The organism is uncultured Campylobacter sp. (assembly GCF_938030785.1).
Classification (GTDB): Bacteria; Campylobacterota; Campylobacteria; order Campylobacterales; family Campylobacteraceae; genus Campylobacter_B.
The window spans coordinates 1-19,392 of the sequence record NZ_CALHIK010000115.1 but is presented as its reverse complement, the minus strand read 5'-3'; the positions used below and the strand labels follow the sequence as shown (position 1 = coordinate 19,392).

The following is a 19,392-nucleotide window of genomic DNA, read 5'->3' as shown; positions in this document are numbered from 1 at the left end:
CTTAGATTCTCAAAATTTCGACGGACTAATGCTAAGCAACGACCGGCAGATCGGCATTTGCGAGACCGCCTTAGAGGCACTGCAAAACGCGCGCGAAAAGCTTAAAAACGAGGAGCTGGAGATTTTCGCTTTTGAGATAAATCGCGCGATCGCCGCCGTAGCGCAGGTTTCGCGCCCTTTTGAAAGAGATGAAATTCTAGACGAAATGTTCGGGAATTTTTGCCTCGGAAAATAGCGTTTTAGCTACTAATTAGCCAAAATTTAATATAATTTCGCATTTTAAACGAGGCTATTTGATGAAGGATAAAGCTCAATATTTTTTGGCACTGTGCTTGATAAAATTTACCAAATTCGCGCCTAAAAATTTCATAATTAAAATGTTCGATAAGCTCGCTATTTTGATATCTTGGAAGCTTGCAAGGCGCGTTGCCGTCGCGAAAGAAAACCTCCGCATCGCATATCCGCAAAAAAGCGAAAGCGAGCTTGGTGCTCTTGCGATCGAGAATTTTCGCAGTATCGCCAGGACGCTTGCCGACACGGTTTTATTTTACAACGGCAGGTTTAAATTTGAAGATCTCGTTTCAAACGGAGAGCAGGCGCTAGCGCGCGTCCGCGAGCTAAGCAAGGGCAATTCCAACGGCATTTTATTTTTCACCGCGCATTTTGGAAACTGGGAAATTCTAGCCAATTTTTTCGGCGCCAATGGCTTTCCCGTCTCGGTAGTGGGGCGCCGCGGCGATAACGAGCTTATCGAGGAGCGTTTGGTTACCCCTTTTCGCAAAAAATACGGCAACGACCTCATTTATAAGGACGATGCGATGCGCAGGCTCGTGCAGGCGCTAAAGCAGGGGCGCAATGTAGGCATCCTGCCCGATCAAAAGCCCGGCACAAAAAACAGCCTGCTTACGACCTTTTTCGGACGGCAATGTTACACCACGAAGACCATCGCGTCGCTTTATTTGAAATTTCGTCCCGTGCTGATCCCGATCTTTGCGCGCCGCGGAGAGGATGATCGCTACGAGATCGTGATCAAGGATTTCCCGCCGCTGCCTAAAGGGCTAAATAAGGATGAGGCCGAGCTGTTTATCACGCAAAAGTGCAACGACATTTTCGAAGAGGTCGTGAGAACCGCGCCGCAGCAGTGGTTTTGGATGCACAAACGCTGGAAGATGGACTAGCTATGGCGCGGCAAATTTTAAAAGGCGAGAGCAGACAGGGCGCCATAAGAAATTTATCCGCGCCGCAGGGCTTGCGCCTTTTTGTAAAAGAGCAAAGCGCCGTAAATTTAGGTGGTGCCGCACGAGAGGGCAAAATTTTAAATCGCGAAAATTTCGTAGCAATCGCCACTGCCGCGCGAGCGAGCAAAAATTCGGACTTCAAAAATTTCATATCGGTTTGCGGCCGTTCCTCTTGCACTTTGCGACGCGAAAGCTTTAGAGATAAAAATTTAAGATCGAGCACCCATGGCTACGTATGGCGCGTGGATAGCGGGCCTCTAAATTTAAACAGCGAAAACTCCGCTGCAAATCCGTCCGCCCCAAAAAATCCGCATCGCAAAGCGCTCATATTAAGCGACGGCCGCAAGGGGCATGAGAATCAAAGCATCGCATTTTGTGAGCTAAAAGGGCTTGATTTTTGTATTTGCAAGATCACTTACGCAAACAAGCTTCTTAAACTTTGCTCCTACGCGCTTGATTTTTTCGGACTTTATTTTAAAATTTTTAAGTGCGACTTCGGCGAGGGCGGCACGGCGGCGGACCTCAAAAATGGATCAAATTTAAATAGTCCCGCTTTAAATAGCTCCGCCTCGCAAAATAGCGTAAATTTAGACGCCGCGCCGAATGGCACCAATTCAGACGCCGTATCATATAACGCAAATTTAGACGCTCTGGCAGATCGCAATTTAAATTTTGCGGATTTTAATCTATTCGTAGGCACGGGCTCGACGAGCTATTACGCGCTGAAATTTTACGCGCGTAGATACGCAAAGCCGAGCGTAGCGCTAATGTATCCGAAGGGCTACCGCAAGGATTTTAGCGTCATTATCGCAGGCGCGCATGACCGCCCGCCGCCGCGCGCGAACCTTAAAATTTCGCCCGTCTCGCTTAGCTTTTCGCGCCCGCAGGGGCTGTATCAGCCGCAGCGCAAATCCATCGGATTTATCATCGGCGGACCGAATTCCTGCTTTGAGATGGGGGATGAAATTTTAAAACAGATTGAAGCCGTAAGGGCGCAGTTTGCGGACTGTGAGTTTGCGCTAACGACCTCTCCGCGCACGCCGCGAGTTACAGAGAGCGCGCTAGCTAAGCTTAGCTGGGATTATAGCGTGATTTACAGCCGCGAGCCAGTAAATCCGATCGGCGATTTTTTGGCGCAGTGCGAGTGGGTTTTTATCAGCGAAGACAGCGTTTCGATGATAAGCGAAGCCGTATCTAACGGGAGCGCGAGCGTAGCTATTTTGAGTTTAAAACGCAAAGACGCTCATAATAAATTTGACGATTTTATAAGCTCTCTCGTTTCTACGGGATATGCTAGGCGCTATGACGAAGCGCTAAAAAAGACTGCGAAGTACGATCTGAAGGCATTTGTGAGGGAGATAGAGTTATGAGGGTCGTGCAAATTTTGCCAGAGCTAAACGAAGGGGGCGTCGAGCGCGGCGTAGTCGAGCTAAATAGGGAGTTTGCGCGGCGCGGCATCGAAAATTTCGTTATCAGTAACGGCGGCAAATTGGCGCCCGATATAGAAAACGAGGGCGGCGTGCACGTGCAGCTCGACGTTTGCTCTAAAGATATCCTAAGCGCTCCGTCGCGCGTTTTAAAGCTGCGTAAAATTTTAAGCGAGATCGCTCCAGACATCGTGCATGTCCGCTCCCGCGTGCCGGCGTGGCTGGTTAAATTTGCCCATCCCAAAGCAAAGATCGTAAGCACCGTGCACGGGATAAATTCTGTAAATTTCTACAGCAAAATCATGACGGATGCGGACGCGATCATCTGTCCTAGCGGCTATGCGCGCGATCACGTGGTGCGAAGCTACGGCGTAGATGCGACCAAGATCACGATCATTCCGCGCGGTATCGATCTAGAAAAATTTAATCCAAAAAATTTAGACGAGCGCTTCATCAAGGAATTTCGGCAGAATTTTAACCTTGCGCAGGATGATTTTATTGTCTCCGGCGTAGGGCGCATCACGCAGATTAAGGATTACAAAACCCTGATCCGCGCCGCAGCTTTGGCAGGCGAACAAAAGCTTAAAATTTTGATCGTAGGCGGCGTGGGAGCGGGTCGCGACGAGTATTTTTCCGAGCTAAAATCGCTCGTAGCTGAGCTTGGACTGGACGAGCGCGTAATTTTTGCAGGCTCGCAGAGCAAGGTGGCAGAAATTTACTCGCTCTCGTCGGTCACGGTAAGCGCTTCAAGCAAGCCCGAGAGCTTCGGGCGCTCGATGGCTGAGGCGATCGCGCTAAACTGCCCCGTGATCGCGACCCGCCACGGCGGTGCGCTGGATATCATAAAAGAGGGCGAAAACGGCTATTTTTTTGACGTGGGCGACGCACAGGCGTTAGCGGGGCTGTTTGCTCCCGCGCGCGAGCTGAAATTTGACGGCTACGGCTACGTTTCGCAAAACTTCAGCCTGGAGCAGATGGTAGAAAAAACGATAAAGGTTTATGAGAGTTTAATATGAAAAAATTTTTTTACGAAAACGGCGCGCTTAGCGGCTGGAGGATCACATTTTTAACGCTGCTACTTCTTTGGTGCGCGTCGCTGTTTTTCAAAAACGCGGTCTATCAGATCTCCTTTGTGGCGCTAAATTTACTCTTTTTGGCGCATCTATTGTATTTTAAAAACTATGCAATTTTAAGCGAAATTTTGAAAAAAACGAGATTTATCTCGATCTGCTTTGTCTGTTTAGTGGTAACGCTAGCGATCTCAAACCTCATAAACGAGGCCGTGATCTCAAAAAAAGCGTGGCAGAGCACGCTATTTTTCGTGCTTCGATACGGCACGATATTTTTGGTGCTTTGTTATTTTTACAAGCTCAAATTTTTTGATGAAAACGCCGTTTTTGCCTTTTTGTTCGTGGGGCTTGGAATTTTATCGGTAAGCGTGATCTATCAGCTTGTAAGCAGCGCCGATGCGATCGTCTTTTCAAGCGACTCTGTTCGCGGCGGACTTAGCGGATCGCTTTCGAACCGCAATATCTTAGGGCTTTTTATGGGCTTTGGACTCTGCCTTAGCGCGGTGGCGATACGGTGGCCTTTAGCACTTAAATTTGCCGCTTTATTTTTATTTGCATTTTTTATGATCTTTTCATTTTCCAGAGCGGCGTGGGTCGGCGCGTTTTGTGCGCTTGCGTTTTACGGCACGCTAAATTTAAAGAGTCTAAACAAAAAATACCTGCTTTTCACGGTGGGTTTCATCGCGCTTTTTGCCGTTTTGCTTGCGCTTTCGCCGTCGTTTGAGCAAAGGCTGGCCGCGCTATTTAGCGGCAACTCCTCAGGCAGAACCGTGATTTGGAGCTATATTTTGGAAATGGCGCAGCAAAAGCCTATCTTGGGCTACGGGCTGGGCTCATATATAAATTTGCCAAACTCCCCGGTCCTTGAGCATCCCGAATACAACGCGCCGCATAATCTATTTTTAGAAATTTTACTTTATAGCGGCGTGCTCGGCCTTATCTTTTACGGCTTGATTTTATTTAGCGTTTTTAAGGAGTGCGTTCAAAGCAGGCAGTTTGGGGTTCTTACGCTTCTGATCTATCTTTTGATAGATTGCCAGTTCGATCACGGCGCATATCTATCGAAAGAGGCGCTAAGTCTGGCTACGATTTTGAGCTTTTTGGCTTATCGCATGAGGATCGAGCGATGATCTACGCGGCGGTTTTGGCTTTTGCGGCAGCGGCGCTTTTTGTGTGGTTTTGCCTACGCTTTGCGTGGTGGGCGAAGGACCAACCTTACGAGTATCCGCGCGTGCTGATGTATCATATGATCCGCGAGCATCTGCCAAAGCATGCCTCTAAATTTAACCGCTTGCGCGTAGAGCCCGCCGCGTTTGAAAAACAGCTTGCGTGGCTGAAGCGAAACGGTTTTACGAGCTACACTCTAAGCGAGCTTGCAAGCTTGGATAAAAAGCCTGCAAAGGCGGTTTGCATTACTTTCGACGACGGATACCGCGATAATCTCACGGGCGCTCTGCCGATACTTCAAAAATACGGCTTTAAGGCGACGATTTTCATCGTGAACCGGCGCTTTGACGGGAATTGGGCGACCGATAAGGATCTAAAAAAATCAAGCGACGAGCTAAATCGCGAGCAGATGCTAAGCGATCAGGAGGTTCGCGAGCTTTTGCAAAGCGGGCTTATCGAGATCGGCTCGCATACGCTCGATCACGCAAACTTGCCTAGCTTGGACGCGGCAGAGCAGCTGCGCCAGATGAGCGAATCAAAGCGTGAAATAGAGGCAAGATTTGGCATTTGCTGCAGGGCTTTTGCCTATCCGTTCGGCTTTTACGACGAGATTAGCGTCCGCTGCGCGCGCGAGACGGGATTTAGCTGCGCCGTTACGACGAAAAACGACGTGTTGCGCCCACACTACTCAAATTTTGAAATTCCGCGCATCATGGTTAGCGGTAGGCAGGGGCTTTTTAGCTTTATTTTGAAGATGAAAAAGGGCAGAAATAGATGAAAATCGCCTATCTTTGCTGCTCCAGATTTTACGGCGGCGTCGAAAAGATCGTGATCGACTCGCTAAATGAGCTTTGCAAAAGCGAGCAGACGGCGCTAATCGTGCCCGATAGATGCGAGTTTTTACAGCGTCTGGATGCTCGCGTGCAAATTTATCAGTACAAAAGCCGCGACAAACGCTACAATCCGTTTTTGTTCGCTGAAATTTATCGGTTTTTACGCTCGGGCGGATTTGAAATTTTACATTCGCACGGCGCCAAAGCCGCACAGATCGGCTTCGTGGTCGAAAAATTTTTAAATCTTAAGCTCGTTGCGACCAAACACAACGATCGCAAAGCGCCGGTTTTCGATCGCGTGCGAAACGTCATCGCAGCCTCGCGCAAAGTCGCAACTACGATAAATCACGCCGCAAAGGTGATATATTTCGGTATAGAGCCGCGGCTGGAGTTTGCAAATCGTGAAATTTTCGCGCGCTGCAAGGACGTGGAGGGTGCCGCAAACGAAGCGCCGAAGGAAACAAAAGACGCATGCAACGGTTCGGCTAGCGGCACGTTCGCGCCGCAAAATATGGCTGGCTCTGCATTTGCGTCGCAAGATATGCCTGGCGGGGCGGGTGTGTCGCAAGATACGCCTTTCGATGCGGACGCATCGCAAAATAAGACTAGTAGCGTATTCGTATCGCAACAGGGCGCAAACGCGGTGGCGGAAAATTTTAAATTTAGTATCGTCGCGGTCGGCAGGCTCGATAAGATCAAGGGTTTTGATCTTTTGATCCGCGCCGCAAGCGAGCTGAAATTTGATTTCGAGCTTAAAATTTACGGTCAGGGCGGCGAGAGGCAAAATTTACAAAATTTAATCGATTCGCTAAAATTGCAGGACCGCGTGCGATTGTGCGGCTTTTGCGACGACGTTGCAGCGGCCCTGAGCGCGTCGCACCTGCACGTCATCAGCTCGCGCAAGGAGGGCTTTCCGGTGATTTTGATCGAAGGTATTTTTTATTCGCCCGTGCTGATATCTACCCGCGCGGGCGGAATTTCAGAAATTTTAAGCGAGGAGTTTTTGTGCGAGGCGGCGGATCTAGGCGCCAAGATCGATGAAATTTACCGCACTTACGGCAAATACGCCTGGGCTTTCGCGCAAAAACACGCCGGTCTTAAGCAAACTTTGACGCTGCAAAATTATATTAGCTCGCTTAAAAATTACTACGAGGAGCTGTTATGCGAAGCCTAAAGATCGTGCATTGCGGTATTTTCAACGAATACGACGACGGTAATTTTTTCTACGGTATGGAGCGTAAGATCAGCCACGGGCTCGTTCGCAGCGGACACTTCGTCTATGATTTTAGCTACCGCGATTGGGAGCGGAGCCTGCGCTTTTGCGGGCTGAAAAACAGCGGGTTAGAGAAGATGAACGCCAAGCTCGTGCGTATCTGCGAAAATATCGGCGCCGATCTGCTTTTAATCGGCAAAGGCGAAAAGATCAGTCTTAGCGCGCTGCGGGCGATAAAATCGGCGCTTCCTAAGATTAAAATCGCGATCTGGTACGTCGATCATCTGCAAGAAAAACGGGAATTTTTCGAAAAATTAAGTTTCATCGACGTGTTTTTTTGGGCGAATGCGCTGAAGCTGCGCTATCTTTCGGCAAGATACGGCGCGAAATTCGCTTTTTTCCCAAATATCTCCGACGCGGCGTTTGATAGACGCCTAGACGCCGCTAAAACGACCGACGTAATCTACATAGCGCGCGATTATCAAGAGGACGTGAGGTATAAATTTGCGCTTTTGCTGCGCGATTTTTGCGAAAAAGAGGGGCTTAGGCTTAAAATTTTTGCAAGCCTCGGCGCGCCTGTCGTATTCGGCGATAAATTTCATCGCGAGATCGCGGCTGCAAAGATCGCGATAAATTTTAATCGCGACGACGAGCTTGAGTGCGCAAGCACTCATAAATTGCTCGGCGCGAGCGACCGCATGGCACAGTTTTTAGGATGCGGTGTCTGCACTTTTAGCCCCAAGATCGCGGGGTTTGAGCGGCTTTACGAGGATGGCTCGGAGATAGTTTATTTTGACGGTCCTGCGGATTGCTTTTCAAAGATCAAGCGCATTCTTGCCGGCGGCGAATACGCGCGTATCGCGCGGCGCGGCAGAGCTAAGACGCTAAAGATCGCAAACGCCGCCCGAGTGGCAAAATTTATGCTCGAGACGATCTTTGAAGAGAGCTTTGGCGCAGATGCCTGCGGTAAAATTTCTGATGAAAAATGCAGCGAGAGCGGCGGCGAACGTCACGACGCACCAAACGGAAGAGATAAAAGCGAGCGGAGCGATTTTTACAGTGAGCCTTACGAGTGGCGCGAGTTCGTCTATAAAAACGGAGAGAAATTCAGATGATTTATTTTGTAGCCTTTTTGATCTTTGCCGCCGTAGCGGGCGTTTCGCTGCGGTATAACTGGTGGCGGATCCCGCAGGGCTGGCATAAGGCGCGGGTGCTGATGTATCATAGCGTAGAGGAGCACAAGGGCGATAAATTCGACAAATGGCGGCTAAGACCTGCGGATTTTGAAAGACAGATCGTGTGGCTTGCAAAAAACGGCTTTAAAAGCTTTAAGCTTAGCGAGCTTATCGCGCTAGAGCGGCTGCCTAAAAAGGCGGTTTGCATCACATTCGATGACGGGTTTGAAAATAATTTTACCGACGCCTTTGAAATTTTGAAAAAATACGATTTCAAAGCGAGCATATTTTTGGTGCCGGACGCCGTGCAAAACGACTGGGAGCGCGCCAACACCGCTCATCTTGCACGGATGCTGAGCGAGGAGCAAATTTTAAAAATGCAAGCAAGCGGGCTGGTGGAGTTTGGCGCGCATACGATGCATCACGTAAATTTAGACCTTACCTACGCGAGCGATCCGCAGCTCGCCGCAGATGAGATCATCGCGTCCAAGGCTCGCGTAGCACGTATTTGCGGGCGGCCGTGCGAGGTATTTGCCTACCCCTACGGTAAATTTAACGACGAAATTTTAAATATCGCTAGATCAAATTTTAAAGGCGCGGTGGTCGTCAAGCGCGGACTTTACGAGGCGGGCGACGACAAATACGCCGTAAAGCGTATCGGCATTTTGGGCACGGAGGGGTTTTTTGATTTTTGGCTGAAATTTACTAGGATAAGGAACAAACTATGATTAAAGCGTCCGTTTATGCGATAGTGATGAATGAGGAGCGCCACATCGAGCGTATGCTGCGTAGCGTGGCGGATTTTGCCGAGATCATAATCGTCGATAGCGGCAGCACCGATGCCACGCTGCAGATCGCGCGTAAATTTACCGATAAAATTTACCACCACGACTGGCAGGGCGAGGGGGTGCAGAAAAACTACGCATTTTCGCTCTGCAGCAACGAATGGGTGCTAAATCTCGACGGCGACGAGGAGGTAAGTCCTGAGCTAAAGGGCGAGATAGAGGAGTTTATGAGCCAGAGCGATTACTCGGCGCTGGATATTAAATTTCACGAATACTCGCTAGGGCGCAAGTGCTCGGATCTAGTGCGCAAAAATACTCACATCCGCTTCTTTCGTAAGGAGTGCGGCGAGTATAAAAATATGGGGGTGCACGCGCAAATTTCGATCATAAAAGGCGCGGTGAAAAAGAGCAAATTTTGCATCAACCATTTTAGCGAAAAGCCGATCGCAGAGCTCGTTATGAAAAACAACAACTACTCTACGCTGCGCGCGCAGGGGGATTTTGAAAAGGGCAAAAAGCCGAGCCTTGCGAAGCTTTTGCTGATCTATCCGTTTGCGTTTTTTAAATCATACATTTTGCGCAGATCGCTTTTTGATGGGCGCAAGGGATTTATCACGGCAAATATTAACGCATTTTACGCGTTTTTAAAAGAGGCGAAACTTTACGAGAAGTATCTTAAAAAGGGCGAAGATTAATCGAAATGATAGAAAATTTTAGATATCATTGCGACCTAAATTTAACGGCGAAAAGGGCGAAAAAATGGACAAAAAAGTAGTAGCGGCACATAAAATTTCAGACGAAGAATATGAAAAAATTTTAAAAATTTTAGGTCGCGAGCCGAATCTGCTCGAGCTTGGGATTTTTAGCGCGATGTGGAGCGAGCACTGCAGCTACAAATCGAGTAAAAAATACTTAAGCGGCTTCCCGACCAAGGCGCCTTGGGTCATCCAAGGCCCTGGCGAAAACGCAGGCGTCATCGACATCGGCGGCGGCATGGCTGCGGTTTTTAAGATGGAAAGCCACAACCACCCTAGCTTCATAGAGCCGTTTCAGGGGGCTGCAACCGGCGTGGGCGGGATACTGCGCGACATCTTTACGATGGGCGCGCGCGTCGAAGCCAATATGAACTCGCTTCGTTTCGGTGAGGTGCGAGGAAGAAGCGAGAATGCCAGGAAGCAGCGCTATCTGCTTAAAGGCGCGGTTGCCGGCATCGCGCACTACGGCAACTGCATGGGCATCCCTACGATCGGCGGCGAGACGAGCTTCGATAAGAGCTTTGACGGCAATATTTTAGTTAATGCCTTTGCTCTAGGTATCGTTAAAAAGGATGAAATTTTCTACGGTAGGGCTGAAGGCGTTGGCAACAGCGTGATCTACGTGGGCTCTAAGACCGGTCGCGACGGGCTCGGCGGAGCCGTGATGGCGAGCGATAGCTTTAACGACGCGAACAAATCCCTGCGTCCGACCGTGCAGGTGGGCGATCCGTTCGCTGAAAAGCTGCTGATGGAGGCGTGCTTGGAGCTTTTTAAAACAGATTACGTCGTGGGTATCCAGGATATGGGCGCGGCAGGGCTTACTTCAAGCAGCTTTGAGATGGCGGGGCGCAGCGGTAGCGGCATGAGGTTAAGCTTAGACAAGGTGCCGATGCGCGAGGAGGGGATGAGCCCGTATGAGCTGATGTTGAGCGAGAGCCAAGAGCGTATGCTGATCTGCGCCAAAAAGGGCTGCGAGGAGAAAATCAAAGAAATTTTTGCCAAATGGGATCTCGACGCCGCCGTCATCGGCGAGGTGACGGATAGCGGCAAGATGGAGCTTTTTTGGCACGGCGAGCTGGCGGGCGTTATCCCGATCGAGCCGCTTAGCGAGGCTGCGCCCGTGCTGGATCGCCCGATAAAAGAGCCTGCATATATGGCGCAGATCGCGCGGCAAAATTTATGCGGCTGCGGCGCAAGCGAGCGCGAGCTGGACGCGGCGTTTGATAAAATTTTTGAGGACCCCGAAGTGCTAAATAAATCCTACATCTACGATCAATACGACGCTAACGTAGGGCTAAGCTCCGCTAAGCGTCCCGGCATGCTGGGCGCTGCGGTGATGCGAGTTAAGCAAAACGGCGTCAAGCTCGCGATGGCTGCGGACTGCAACACGCGGATGAATTATGTCCATCCTCGCATAGGCGCGGCGCTTGCGGTAGCGTCGGCGGGGCGAAAGGTCGCGATGAGCGGCGCGACGCCTCTAGCCATCACCGACTGCCTAAACTACGGCAATCCGCAAAATCCAGAGGTTATGTGGCAGTTCGCGCAGGGCTGCGAGGGGATCAAGCAGGCTTGCGCCGCACTAAATACTCCCGTCGTAAGCGGCAACGTAAGCCTATATAATGAAACGGGCGGCGTTAGCATCCAGCCCACTCCCGCGATCGTGTGCGTGGGCACAAACGAGGACGAGATCATCCCTAGCGATTTTTGCGCTAGCGGCGTGAACGTCTATCTGGCGGGTGACACGAAGGGCGTTTTTGCGGGCTCGCTTTATATGAAAGCGGTAGAAAATCGCGTCGCAGGCAGCCTGCCTGAGTTAAATTTAAAAGCCGAGCGCGCTCTGTGGGACTTCGCGATCGAGGCGGGCAGGAGCGGAGTTTTGGAATTTGCAAACTCCGTAGGAATCGGCGGCGTGGCAATTACGCTAGCTAAGATGGCGTGCGTAGGTGGCATCGGCGGCGAGTTTGAGATGAGCTGCGACGATAGTAGAGATATTTTCGACGAGAGCTTTTCGCGCGCGATTTTCGGTGTACGCGATGAGACGAAATTTAAAGAGCTGGCCGCAAAATACGGGCTAAGCTTAATGCGCCTAGGTGTTAGCGGCGGTGAAGAGTTTCGCATAAATTCCGTCCGCAAAAACCTTGGCGCGCTAAAAGAAATTTACTTTGGCGAGTTTGCCAAGATCGTAAAGAGCGAAGATTAGCGCGTGCTCGGCATTGTATTTCTTTTAATCGCGCTTTATATCTTTGCCCAGATCGGCGGAGTTTTCGGTAACTCCGGCTATCGCGGCAAGGCGCTAATGCAGCTAGGAGAGGCTAAAATTTTAGTAGCGCTTCTAGCCAAGGTCGCCAAAAGCGACGGGCACGTAAGCGAGTCCGAAGCTGCGATGATAAGCGAAATTTTGGACGATTTGGTGCGCCAAATGGGCGCCGGCGAGCGCGAGCGAGAGGCGCTGAAACTCGTTTATAAGCTCGAGAAAGAAAGTCTCGCAAACGTGCGCGAGCTCGCCGAGAAATATAACCAAACCTACCGCCCGAGCCCGAGCCGCAAAACTGGGCTAATCTATTTCTTTTTAAATTTAGCCTACGTCGATCGCGGTTTTAGCGCGGCAGAGCGGCGCACGATCTCGCAGATTTGCGACGGATTGGGCTTGCCCGAGCATATCCAAAGCCAGATGTTTGCGACCTTTGAGCGCAGCTTTTACGGCACATATTACGAAAATGGCGGCGCGCAAAGCGATACGGCTTACGACGAATACGACGGATATAGCACAAGAAGCGGCGGGTATTGGGACAAATACGGCGGCAGAAGCACCGGCGGCTACGGCAGCAGCAGTTATGGCGGCGGTACAGGCTACGGCTACGGAGGCTCGCAGAGCTCTGGCGGTTCATACGGCGGCGGATATTCTGGCGGATATGGCGGCGGATATTCGGGTAGCTCGCAAGGCTACGGATCGGCCAAAAGCAAAAGAGATCCGTATGAAATTTTGGGGCTCTCCAAGGACGCTACGTTTAACGAGATCAAGAAAAAATATCGCGAGTTCGTGAAAAAATACCATCCCGACATACTGATGGGCAAGGGCGCGGACGAGGAGATCATCCAGGAGGGCACGAAGAAGCTTCAGGAGATCAACGAGGCGTATAAAATTTTAAAGGAGCGCTTCGGCGAGAAGTAAGGCGAAATTTTAAAATTTGAGGGCGCAAAACGCCTTGAAATTTTAAGATGGATCGCGATACGGCGATAAGGTGCGGCGAAGGAATTTTAAGGTGCGATATCGCAATATGCGCGGCGTGCGAAAATTTCAGGTCGCGAGAAATTGGGTGCGGCGCGGCAGTGAAATGTCAAAGCGTGCGGCATAGTTAAATTTGTATCTAAATTTTAAAATTCCAAGCTTGCGAGACCTGCAGGGCGCTTAATACAGCCTTGATGCACATCGTGCAGGCAGTCTAGCATGCGGTACGAGAATTTTAAGTGCAAGATAAAGGCGGCAAGTATGCGTGGACGTTAAAATTTTAATATGTAATAGCGTTAAGGCTGCTTGTTATTTATGAAATAAAATTTTAAAACCAAACCAACACGAAAGGAAAAACATGGGATTTTTATCCAAAGACGAGGAGCAGCAGAAGCAGGGCGCTAAAAAGGCGGCGAAGCAACCGCCGATTTTGATGCGACAAACCCAAGAGATCATCACGAATATCGAGAAATATCTGGGCGCGCCGCTGCTTACCTATTTTAACTCGGGCGCGGGCAGCGTCTGCGGTAACGACGCGATCAGTATCAACGACCACCTCAAGGGCAAGCATTTCGAAAAGCTCTATCTTTACATCAAAAGCGACGGCGGCAGCGGCATCGCATCGCTTAAGATCGTCTCGATCCTGCGCAACCACTGCGACGAGCTGATCGCGCTGGTGCCGGCAAACTGCGCTTCGGCGGCTACGATGATGGCGCTTGGGGCGAATAAAATTTTAATGGGGCCGCTAGGCTATCTCACATCGGTCGATACTTCGCTGCGACACGAGCTTTCGCCCGTTACGAACACCAACGACCAAGCCAACGTCTCGATGGACGAGCTAAGCCGCGTGGTGAAGCTTTGGAAAAATAACGAGCGCCCGAACGACGAGAACCCGTACAAGGAGCTTTACAAATATATCCATCCGCTCGTTTTTGGCGCCGTCGATCGCGCAAGCAGCCTGTCGCTTAAAATTTGCCGCGAAATTCTGCGCTATCATTTCGAAGATGAGCAAAAGATCGCCTTTATCAGCGACAAGCTAAACAGCGGCTATCCGTCGCACGACTATCCGATCTTATTCAGAGAGGCTAACGAGCTTGGGCTTCAGGTCGAGAAGATGGATATGCGCCTAAGCGAGATGCTTCAAATTTTAAACGAGCTCTACGCCGAGATGGGGCAGCGCACCTTCACCGACTTCGACGAGAACAACTACCACGACAACAACATCGCCAATATCATCGAAATTTTGGGATGCCAGATCTACTATCAGATCGACAAGGACTGGTTTTACCGCGAGGAGGAGAAGCGCTGGATCGTGCTAAACGACGAGAGCTCGTGGCGCAAAAACGAGATCGACGGCAAAAATATCAAAAACAGCATCTATTATATTTAGTGCGGTTTTGGATTTCGCGTCGCTTTAAATTTGCGGCTTGTAAAATTTAAATCGGCGCGCAAAATTTAAACAGTCGGCGCGAGCGGTTTTGTGCGAACGCAGCGCGCTTGTTTGTCAAACGGCGCGGTTTGAAATTTGAAATTTGATCGATCCAGCGGCGTGCCTGCAGCTTTAAATTTAGCTAGGCGCCTTTAAATTCATGGCGCGCAATGCGGAATTTATCGCGCTTGTGCGATTAAATTTAGCGCGCGCTTGATGCGCTTTAAATTTTACCGATTTTGCGGTGTGCGCGAGTTGCTGCGCGCCTTAAAATTTTAAAAGGAGAAAAATGAAAAATTTGATTTTAATCTTTTCTGGGTTTTTGCTTGCGGGCTGCTTCGCTACGCCTTCAAAGGCCGGGAGCGGCGACGCTTTGAAAATTTTCGACGGCAACCAAAGGAAGGTCTATGAGGTGCGCGCGGGCGAGGTGTATGAAAACGGCAAGCTGCTGGGCAAATATGAAAAGATAGGCGAGGCGGAGTTCGGCGTCGCGACCGACGGGCAGGGTGGCTCCTACGCCTACACCGACGATAGCGCGGTTAAAAGCAAAAATTTAAAGAGCTACAACAAATATCTTTTCGACCCAAGAAGCGGCGTGAAGGTGGTGAAGTTTTACCACCAGGGCGGCATTTGCGAGGCTTACAGATCGGGCTATTTGGTGGATATTACGATTTATCGAAGCGTTTATGACGGCGAGGCGTTCGTTAAATCCTATAGCGCCAAGGCCTATATTTCGAACTCGCGCGCGCTAAGCAGCGATGAAAAATATGAATATCTAAGCCCTGCGCTTGCAAAAAATATGAGCGATCAGCAGCGACAAACGGCGCTAATGGAGCTCGTGGGCGATGACGTAGCCGCGCTTATGGATGAGCTGGAAAACAGGATGTGCAGGTAAATTTAAAATTTTAAAAGCGGCAAGAGGAGGCGCCAACCTGGCTTGGCGATAAAAGCTGCGGCGTGAAATTTTAAATTTAGCCGGTTTGCGCCGATCTTTTCGGCTAAGCTTACGCTGCAGTTTAAATTTACGTTTTGCGCGCAGCTTTTAAATTTGGCCTTTGCAAGCGGCGCAGAATTTTAAAATTTACGTCCGCGCGAGCAAAGCGGCGGCATTTGAAAAGTAAATTTAAAATTTGCGCGCGGTAAATGCGGTAAATTTAGAAAATTTCGCTTTGCCGATTTTTGCTTCATAAATTAGGCAAAATTTTAAAATTTAAAGGATTTTTCGTGATGAAATTTTTTATCTCGTCTCTGTTTTTGGCTCTGTCGCTGCTCGGCTGCGCGGGCAAAAACTCGCCCACAACCGATAAAACCTACGTTCTTTCAAACGAGCTTGGAGATACGAAATACGCTTTTTACGGCGGCAATCTCTACGAAAACGGCGCGATTTTAGGCCCTTACGAAACGCGAGGCGATGCGAAGCTTGCGATTTTAGGCGGTAGCGGCGCAAATTTAGACGAAAACCCAAAGCTCATAAAACTATATTTTTTCGAGCGCAGATATGGCGCGATCTACGCCGTAAGCGATAAAAACGGGGTCTGCGCCGAGTACAATAGGGGAAATTTCGTAGATTTTCAAATTTTATTTAATATTTTTCAAAGCAAAGAGTGGTTTAATTATAGCGGCGGCATTTCTCGCGATAATGAGAGGCTAAAAGAGCTGAGTTCGGCGCGCATGGCGCAATTTAAAGGCGCAAAGCTCGGCGCGGCGGATGAAAAGACGAGGCACGAGTATCAAAAGGCTCGCCACGAGGCGATTTTGTATTTTCAGCTTAACGCAAACGATATGCGCGAGCTGATTTTTAAAAAACTATGCGAATAAATCAAAAGGAGAAAAGATGAGAGCGTTAATCAGCGTCAGCGATAAAGAGGGCGTCGTAGAGTTTGCTCGCGGGCTACAGAAGCTCGGATTTGAAATTTTAAGCACGGGCGGCACGTTTAAGCTTCTGCGCGAAAACGGCGTCGCGGTGCTCGAGGTTAGCGAGTACTCGGGCTCGCCCGAGATGTTTGAGGGGCGGGTTAAGACCCTGCATCCAAAGATCCACGGCGGAATTTTATATAAGCGAAACGACGCAAATCACGCAAGCCAAGCCGCGCAGCACGACATCGGCGGCATCGATCTAGTCTGCGTAAATTTATATCCTTTTAAAGCGACCGTAGCTCGCACCGACGATTTTTCCGAGATTATCGAAAATATCGACATCGGCGGCCCTGCGATGGTGCGAAGTGCGGCTAAGAATTTTGCCAGCGTCTATGTCGTCACGAGCCCGCTTGATTACGGCGAGGTTTTGCAAAATTTAAGCGGCGCGGACGAGAGCGAGAAGCTGAAATTTAGACAAAATTTAATGATTAAAGCTTATGAGCACACCGCAGCCTACGACGCGATGATTGCAAACTATATGAACGAGCGCTTTAACGGCGGCTTCGGCGCGAAAAAATTTATCACGGGCAGCAAGGTATTCGACACTCGATACGGCGAAAATCCGCACCAAAAGGGCGCGCTGTACGAGTTCGAGGAGTTTTTTGGCAACCATTTTAAGAGTCTAAAGGGTGAGGCGAGCTTTAACAATATGACCGATATGCACGGCGCGCTGATGCTGGCTAGCAGCTTCGGGGAGGCGCCTGCGGTGGCGATCTGCAAGCACGCCAATCCATGCGGCTTTGCCGTAAAGGGGAGCCTGCTTGAAAGCTACGTAGAGGCGCTAAAATGCGATCCAGTCTCGGCATACGGCGGCGTCGTGGCGATAAACGGCGTTTTGGACGAGGAGTTGGCGCATAAAATCAATGAAATTTTTGTCGAAGTTATCCTCGCCGCTCGCGTCACGCCCGCAGCGCTTGCGGTATTTGAAAAGAAAAAGCGTATTAAAATTTTCGAGCAGGGCGGGGAGTTTTTAATTCGCGAAAACGACAAGTATGATTTTAAATTTATTGACGGCGGCTTTGTGTATCAGCAGCGCGACTACGTGGGTGCGGGCGAGGTTGCAAACGCCCGCTGCGTCACCAAGCGCGCGGCGAGTGAGATTGAACTCGATGATCTAAAAATCGCGTGGCAGATCGCCGCGCTTACGAAGAGCAACTGCGTAGTTTACGTCAAAAATCGGGCGATGGTCGCGATCGGCATGGGTATGACGAGCCGCGTGGACGCCGCGCGTGCGGCAGTGGCAAAGGCTCGCGACGTGGGCGTCGATCTGCGCGGCTGCGCGCTTGCCAGCGAGGCGTTTTTCCCGTTTAAAGACAGCATCGAGATCGCCCATGCTGCGGGCGTCGCGGCGGTCGTGCAGCCAGGCGGCAGCATCCGCGACGATGAGGTGATCGCAAGCGCCGACGAGTTTGGCATGGCGATGTATTTTACGGGAGTGCGCCACTTTTTGCACTAAATTTCGCTTGCCTGCGTCGGAGCGGATTTATTGCGCTCGCTTCGTAGCTTTTTATGTCGTTGCAAATCTTAAAAACCGCGCCGGAGCGGATCTCGTAGCGCTAGCTTCATTGCGCGCGGCGTGGGTCTAATGCACGGTGCTTTGTTACGCGCCAGCTCGTAGCGGATCCGGCTACCTCCGTTATGCAGCCGTGCGCGATGTAAATTTGACTGCGCTCCGATACGCGGCGAGCGTGATGCGAATCGGACTACTTGCGTTTTGCCATACGGCTATGCGGCGCCGATTTAGCTGCGCAGCATACCGCTTCGTAGCGGTACGGCGCAGTTTAAATTTAATCACTCGCCGCCCCCTAAATGGTCGCGAAATTTTATCTTGCGACCGCGACGCGTAAATTTTAAATTTAATCGGCAGAATGCTAGGTTTGCCGCTATGTCTGCGTAGTTTGATATAAATTTATCGGTTTAAATTTACGAGGGCTACTCGGTTGCATTTTGCTAGGAATTTTAAAATTTACGCAAGTTCACGGGCTTCGTTGCGCCATAAATTTTAAAATTTACGTAGAATAGCGCGGCGTACGCGGCTTGGGCGAATGTTTTATTACGACGCGCGATTTCGACGCAGCCTTAGCGCGGTTTTATTACAGCGCGCAACTTAACGTAAATTTTGCCGTAGCCTCAAAATTTTGAGGCAAATTTTACCGAGCCGCGCTCAAGCGTCTTTAAATTTCGCCGTTTGTGGCAAATATCAAGCTCGGCAAAATTTCACTCTCGCTTCATTTAGAGATTGTAAAATTGCGCAAAATTCAAAACGAAAGGATCAAAATGAAAATTTTCAAAGCCCTAATCTGCCTCTTTGCTTTGGCGGCAGGTTATTTAGTCGTGCTAAATGCCGCAGACGGCGGCAGCGCGGCGGACGCAAATTTTAAAGTTAAAGGGGGCGGCATGAACGCAAACGTGAAAGAAATTTATCTAGCAGGCGGCTGCTTCTGGGGCATGGAGGCGTATTTTAAGCAGCTCGACGGCATAGTCGCGACGCAGGTGGGCTACGCCAACGGCAAGAGCGATAAAGCAAGCTACGAGGGCTTACATAGCAGCGATCATGCCGAGACGCTACACTTAAAATACGACGCCAACGTCATCAGCGAGCCTGAAATTTTGGCGCATTATTTCCGCATCATCGATCCGTTCTCGATCGATAAACAGGGTAACGATCGCGGTCGCCAATACCGCACGGGCATCTACTACACCGACGAGGCGAGCGGCGAGCTAGCGCGCTTTTTCATAGCCGCGCAGCAGGCGAAATTTAAAGAAAAGATCGCCGTAGAAGTGGCGCCGCTAAGGAATTTCGTCCGCGCCGAGGAGTATCATCAGGACTACCTCGGCAAAAATCCCGGCGGATACTGCCACATCGATCTGCGCCTCGCTAAAAAGCCGCTTGAGGACGATGAGAAATTTAAAGTGCAAAGCAAGGAGGAGCTGAAGAAAAATTTAACCGAGCTTCAGTATCAAGTTACGCAGGAAAAGGCGACCGAGCGGCCGTTTTCGAGCGAATACGACAAGAATTATAAAAAGGGCATTTACATCGACATCGTGTCGAAAAAGCCGCTGTTTTCATCCACCGATAAATTTGACGCAGGCTGCGGATGGCCGAGCTTTTCAAAGCCGATAACGACCGATGCGATCGCGTACGCGCAAGATG

At 50.1% G+C, this 19,392-nt stretch carries 16 protein-coding genes and 1 pseudogene; all 17 read left to right on the top strand.

The window, feature by feature from the left end; translation table 11 throughout:
• Positions 1-235 (top strand): annotated as a pseudogene (locus tag Q0438_RS06575) (tRNA uridine-5-carboxymethylaminomethyl(34) synthesis GTPase MnmE); the annotation flags it as partial.
• 61 nt (positions 236-296) lie between these two features.
• Complete coding sequence (locus Q0438_RS06570) at positions 297-1,178, top strand: acyltransferase (RefSeq protein ID WP_299189067.1); 882 nt, start codon at positions 297-299, stop codon at positions 1,176-1,178.
• Positions 1,148-2,608, top strand: coding sequence for an ELM1/GtrOC1 family putative glycosyltransferase (locus Q0438_RS06565; RefSeq protein WP_299189052.1), 1,461 nt, complete (start codon positions 1,148-1,150; stop codon positions 2,606-2,608). Before Q0438_RS06570 ends, Q0438_RS06565 begins: the two co-directional genes overlap by 31 nt.
• On the top strand, positions 2,605-3,681 hold the full coding sequence (locus tag Q0438_RS06560) for a glycosyltransferase family 4 protein (protein ID WP_299189050.1): 1,077 nt from the start codon (positions 2,605-2,607) through the stop codon (positions 3,679-3,681). The genes Q0438_RS06565 and Q0438_RS06560 overlap by 4 nt, the downstream gene beginning before the upstream one ends.
• A complete protein-coding gene (locus Q0438_RS06555) occupies positions 3,678-4,865 on the top strand; it encodes an O-antigen ligase family protein (RefSeq protein ID WP_299189048.1) in 1,188 nt (395 codons plus the stop codon). Before Q0438_RS06560 ends, Q0438_RS06555 begins: the two co-directional genes overlap by 4 nt.
• Entirely contained in the window at positions 4,862-5,680 is an 819-nt protein-coding gene (locus tag Q0438_RS06550; RefSeq protein ID WP_299189045.1) for a polysaccharide deacetylase family protein, read from the top strand. Before Q0438_RS06555 ends, Q0438_RS06550 begins: the two co-directional genes overlap by 4 nt.
• Positions 5,677-6,909, top strand: coding sequence for a glycosyltransferase (locus Q0438_RS06545; RefSeq protein WP_299189043.1), 1,233 nt, complete (start codon positions 5,677-5,679; stop codon positions 6,907-6,909). Before Q0438_RS06550 ends, Q0438_RS06545 begins: the two co-directional genes overlap by 4 nt.
• On the top strand, positions 6,897-8,063 hold the full coding sequence (locus Q0438_RS06540) for a glycosyltransferase (protein ID WP_299189034.1): 1,167 nt from the start codon (positions 6,897-6,899) through the stop codon (positions 8,061-8,063). The genes Q0438_RS06545 and Q0438_RS06540 overlap by 13 nt, the downstream gene beginning before the upstream one ends.
• Positions 8,060-8,851: a polysaccharide deacetylase family protein gene (locus Q0438_RS06535; RefSeq protein ID WP_299189021.1), complete on the top strand. Its 792-nt coding sequence runs from the start codon at positions 8,060-8,062 to the stop codon at positions 8,849-8,851. Before Q0438_RS06540 ends, Q0438_RS06535 begins: the two co-directional genes overlap by 4 nt.
• Positions 8,848-9,603 carry a glycosyltransferase family 2 protein gene (locus tag Q0438_RS06530; protein ID WP_298978891.1) on the top strand — a complete coding sequence of 252 codons (756 nt, stop codon included), beginning with the start codon at positions 8,848-8,850 and terminating at the stop codon, positions 9,601-9,603. The genes Q0438_RS06535 and Q0438_RS06530 overlap by 4 nt, the downstream gene beginning before the upstream one ends.
• 64 nt (positions 9,604-9,667) lie before the next feature.
• Complete coding sequence (purL, locus tag Q0438_RS06525) at positions 9,668-11,863, top strand: phosphoribosylformylglycinamidine synthase subunit PurL (protein WP_299189018.1); 2,196 nt, start codon at positions 9,668-9,670, stop codon at positions 11,861-11,863.
• Between the two features lie 3 nt (positions 11,864-11,866).
• Positions 11,867-12,835: a DnaJ domain-containing protein gene (locus tag Q0438_RS06520; RefSeq protein ID WP_299189015.1), complete on the top strand. Its 969-nt coding sequence runs from the start codon at positions 11,867-11,869 to the stop codon at positions 12,833-12,835.
• 415 nt (positions 12,836-13,250) lie between these two features.
• On the top strand, positions 13,251-14,282 hold the full coding sequence (locus tag Q0438_RS06515; protein ID WP_299189013.1) for a hypothetical protein: 1,032 nt from the start codon (positions 13,251-13,253) through the stop codon (positions 14,280-14,282).
• A 328-nt stretch (positions 14,283-14,610) separates the two neighbouring features.
• A complete protein-coding gene (locus Q0438_RS06510; protein ID WP_299189012.1) occupies positions 14,611-15,216 on the top strand; it encodes a hypothetical protein in 606 nt (201 codons plus the stop codon).
• 332 nt (positions 15,217-15,548) lie between these two features.
• Positions 15,549-16,139 (top strand): hypothetical protein, encoded by a 591-nt coding sequence (locus tag Q0438_RS06505; RefSeq protein WP_299189001.1) that lies wholly within the window; start codon positions 15,549-15,551, stop codon positions 16,137-16,139.
• A 16-nt stretch (positions 16,140-16,155) separates the two neighbouring features.
• Positions 16,156-17,694: a bifunctional phosphoribosylaminoimidazolecarboxamide formyltransferase/IMP cyclohydrolase gene (gene purH, locus Q0438_RS06500; RefSeq protein WP_299188992.1), complete on the top strand. Its 1,539-nt coding sequence runs from the start codon at positions 16,156-16,158 to the stop codon at positions 17,692-17,694.
• 821 nt (positions 17,695-18,515) lie between these two features.
• On the top strand, positions 18,516-19,392 hold an 877-nt coding region (gene msrA, locus Q0438_RS06495), incomplete at its 3' end, for a peptide-methionine (S)-S-oxide reductase MsrA (protein WP_299188989.1).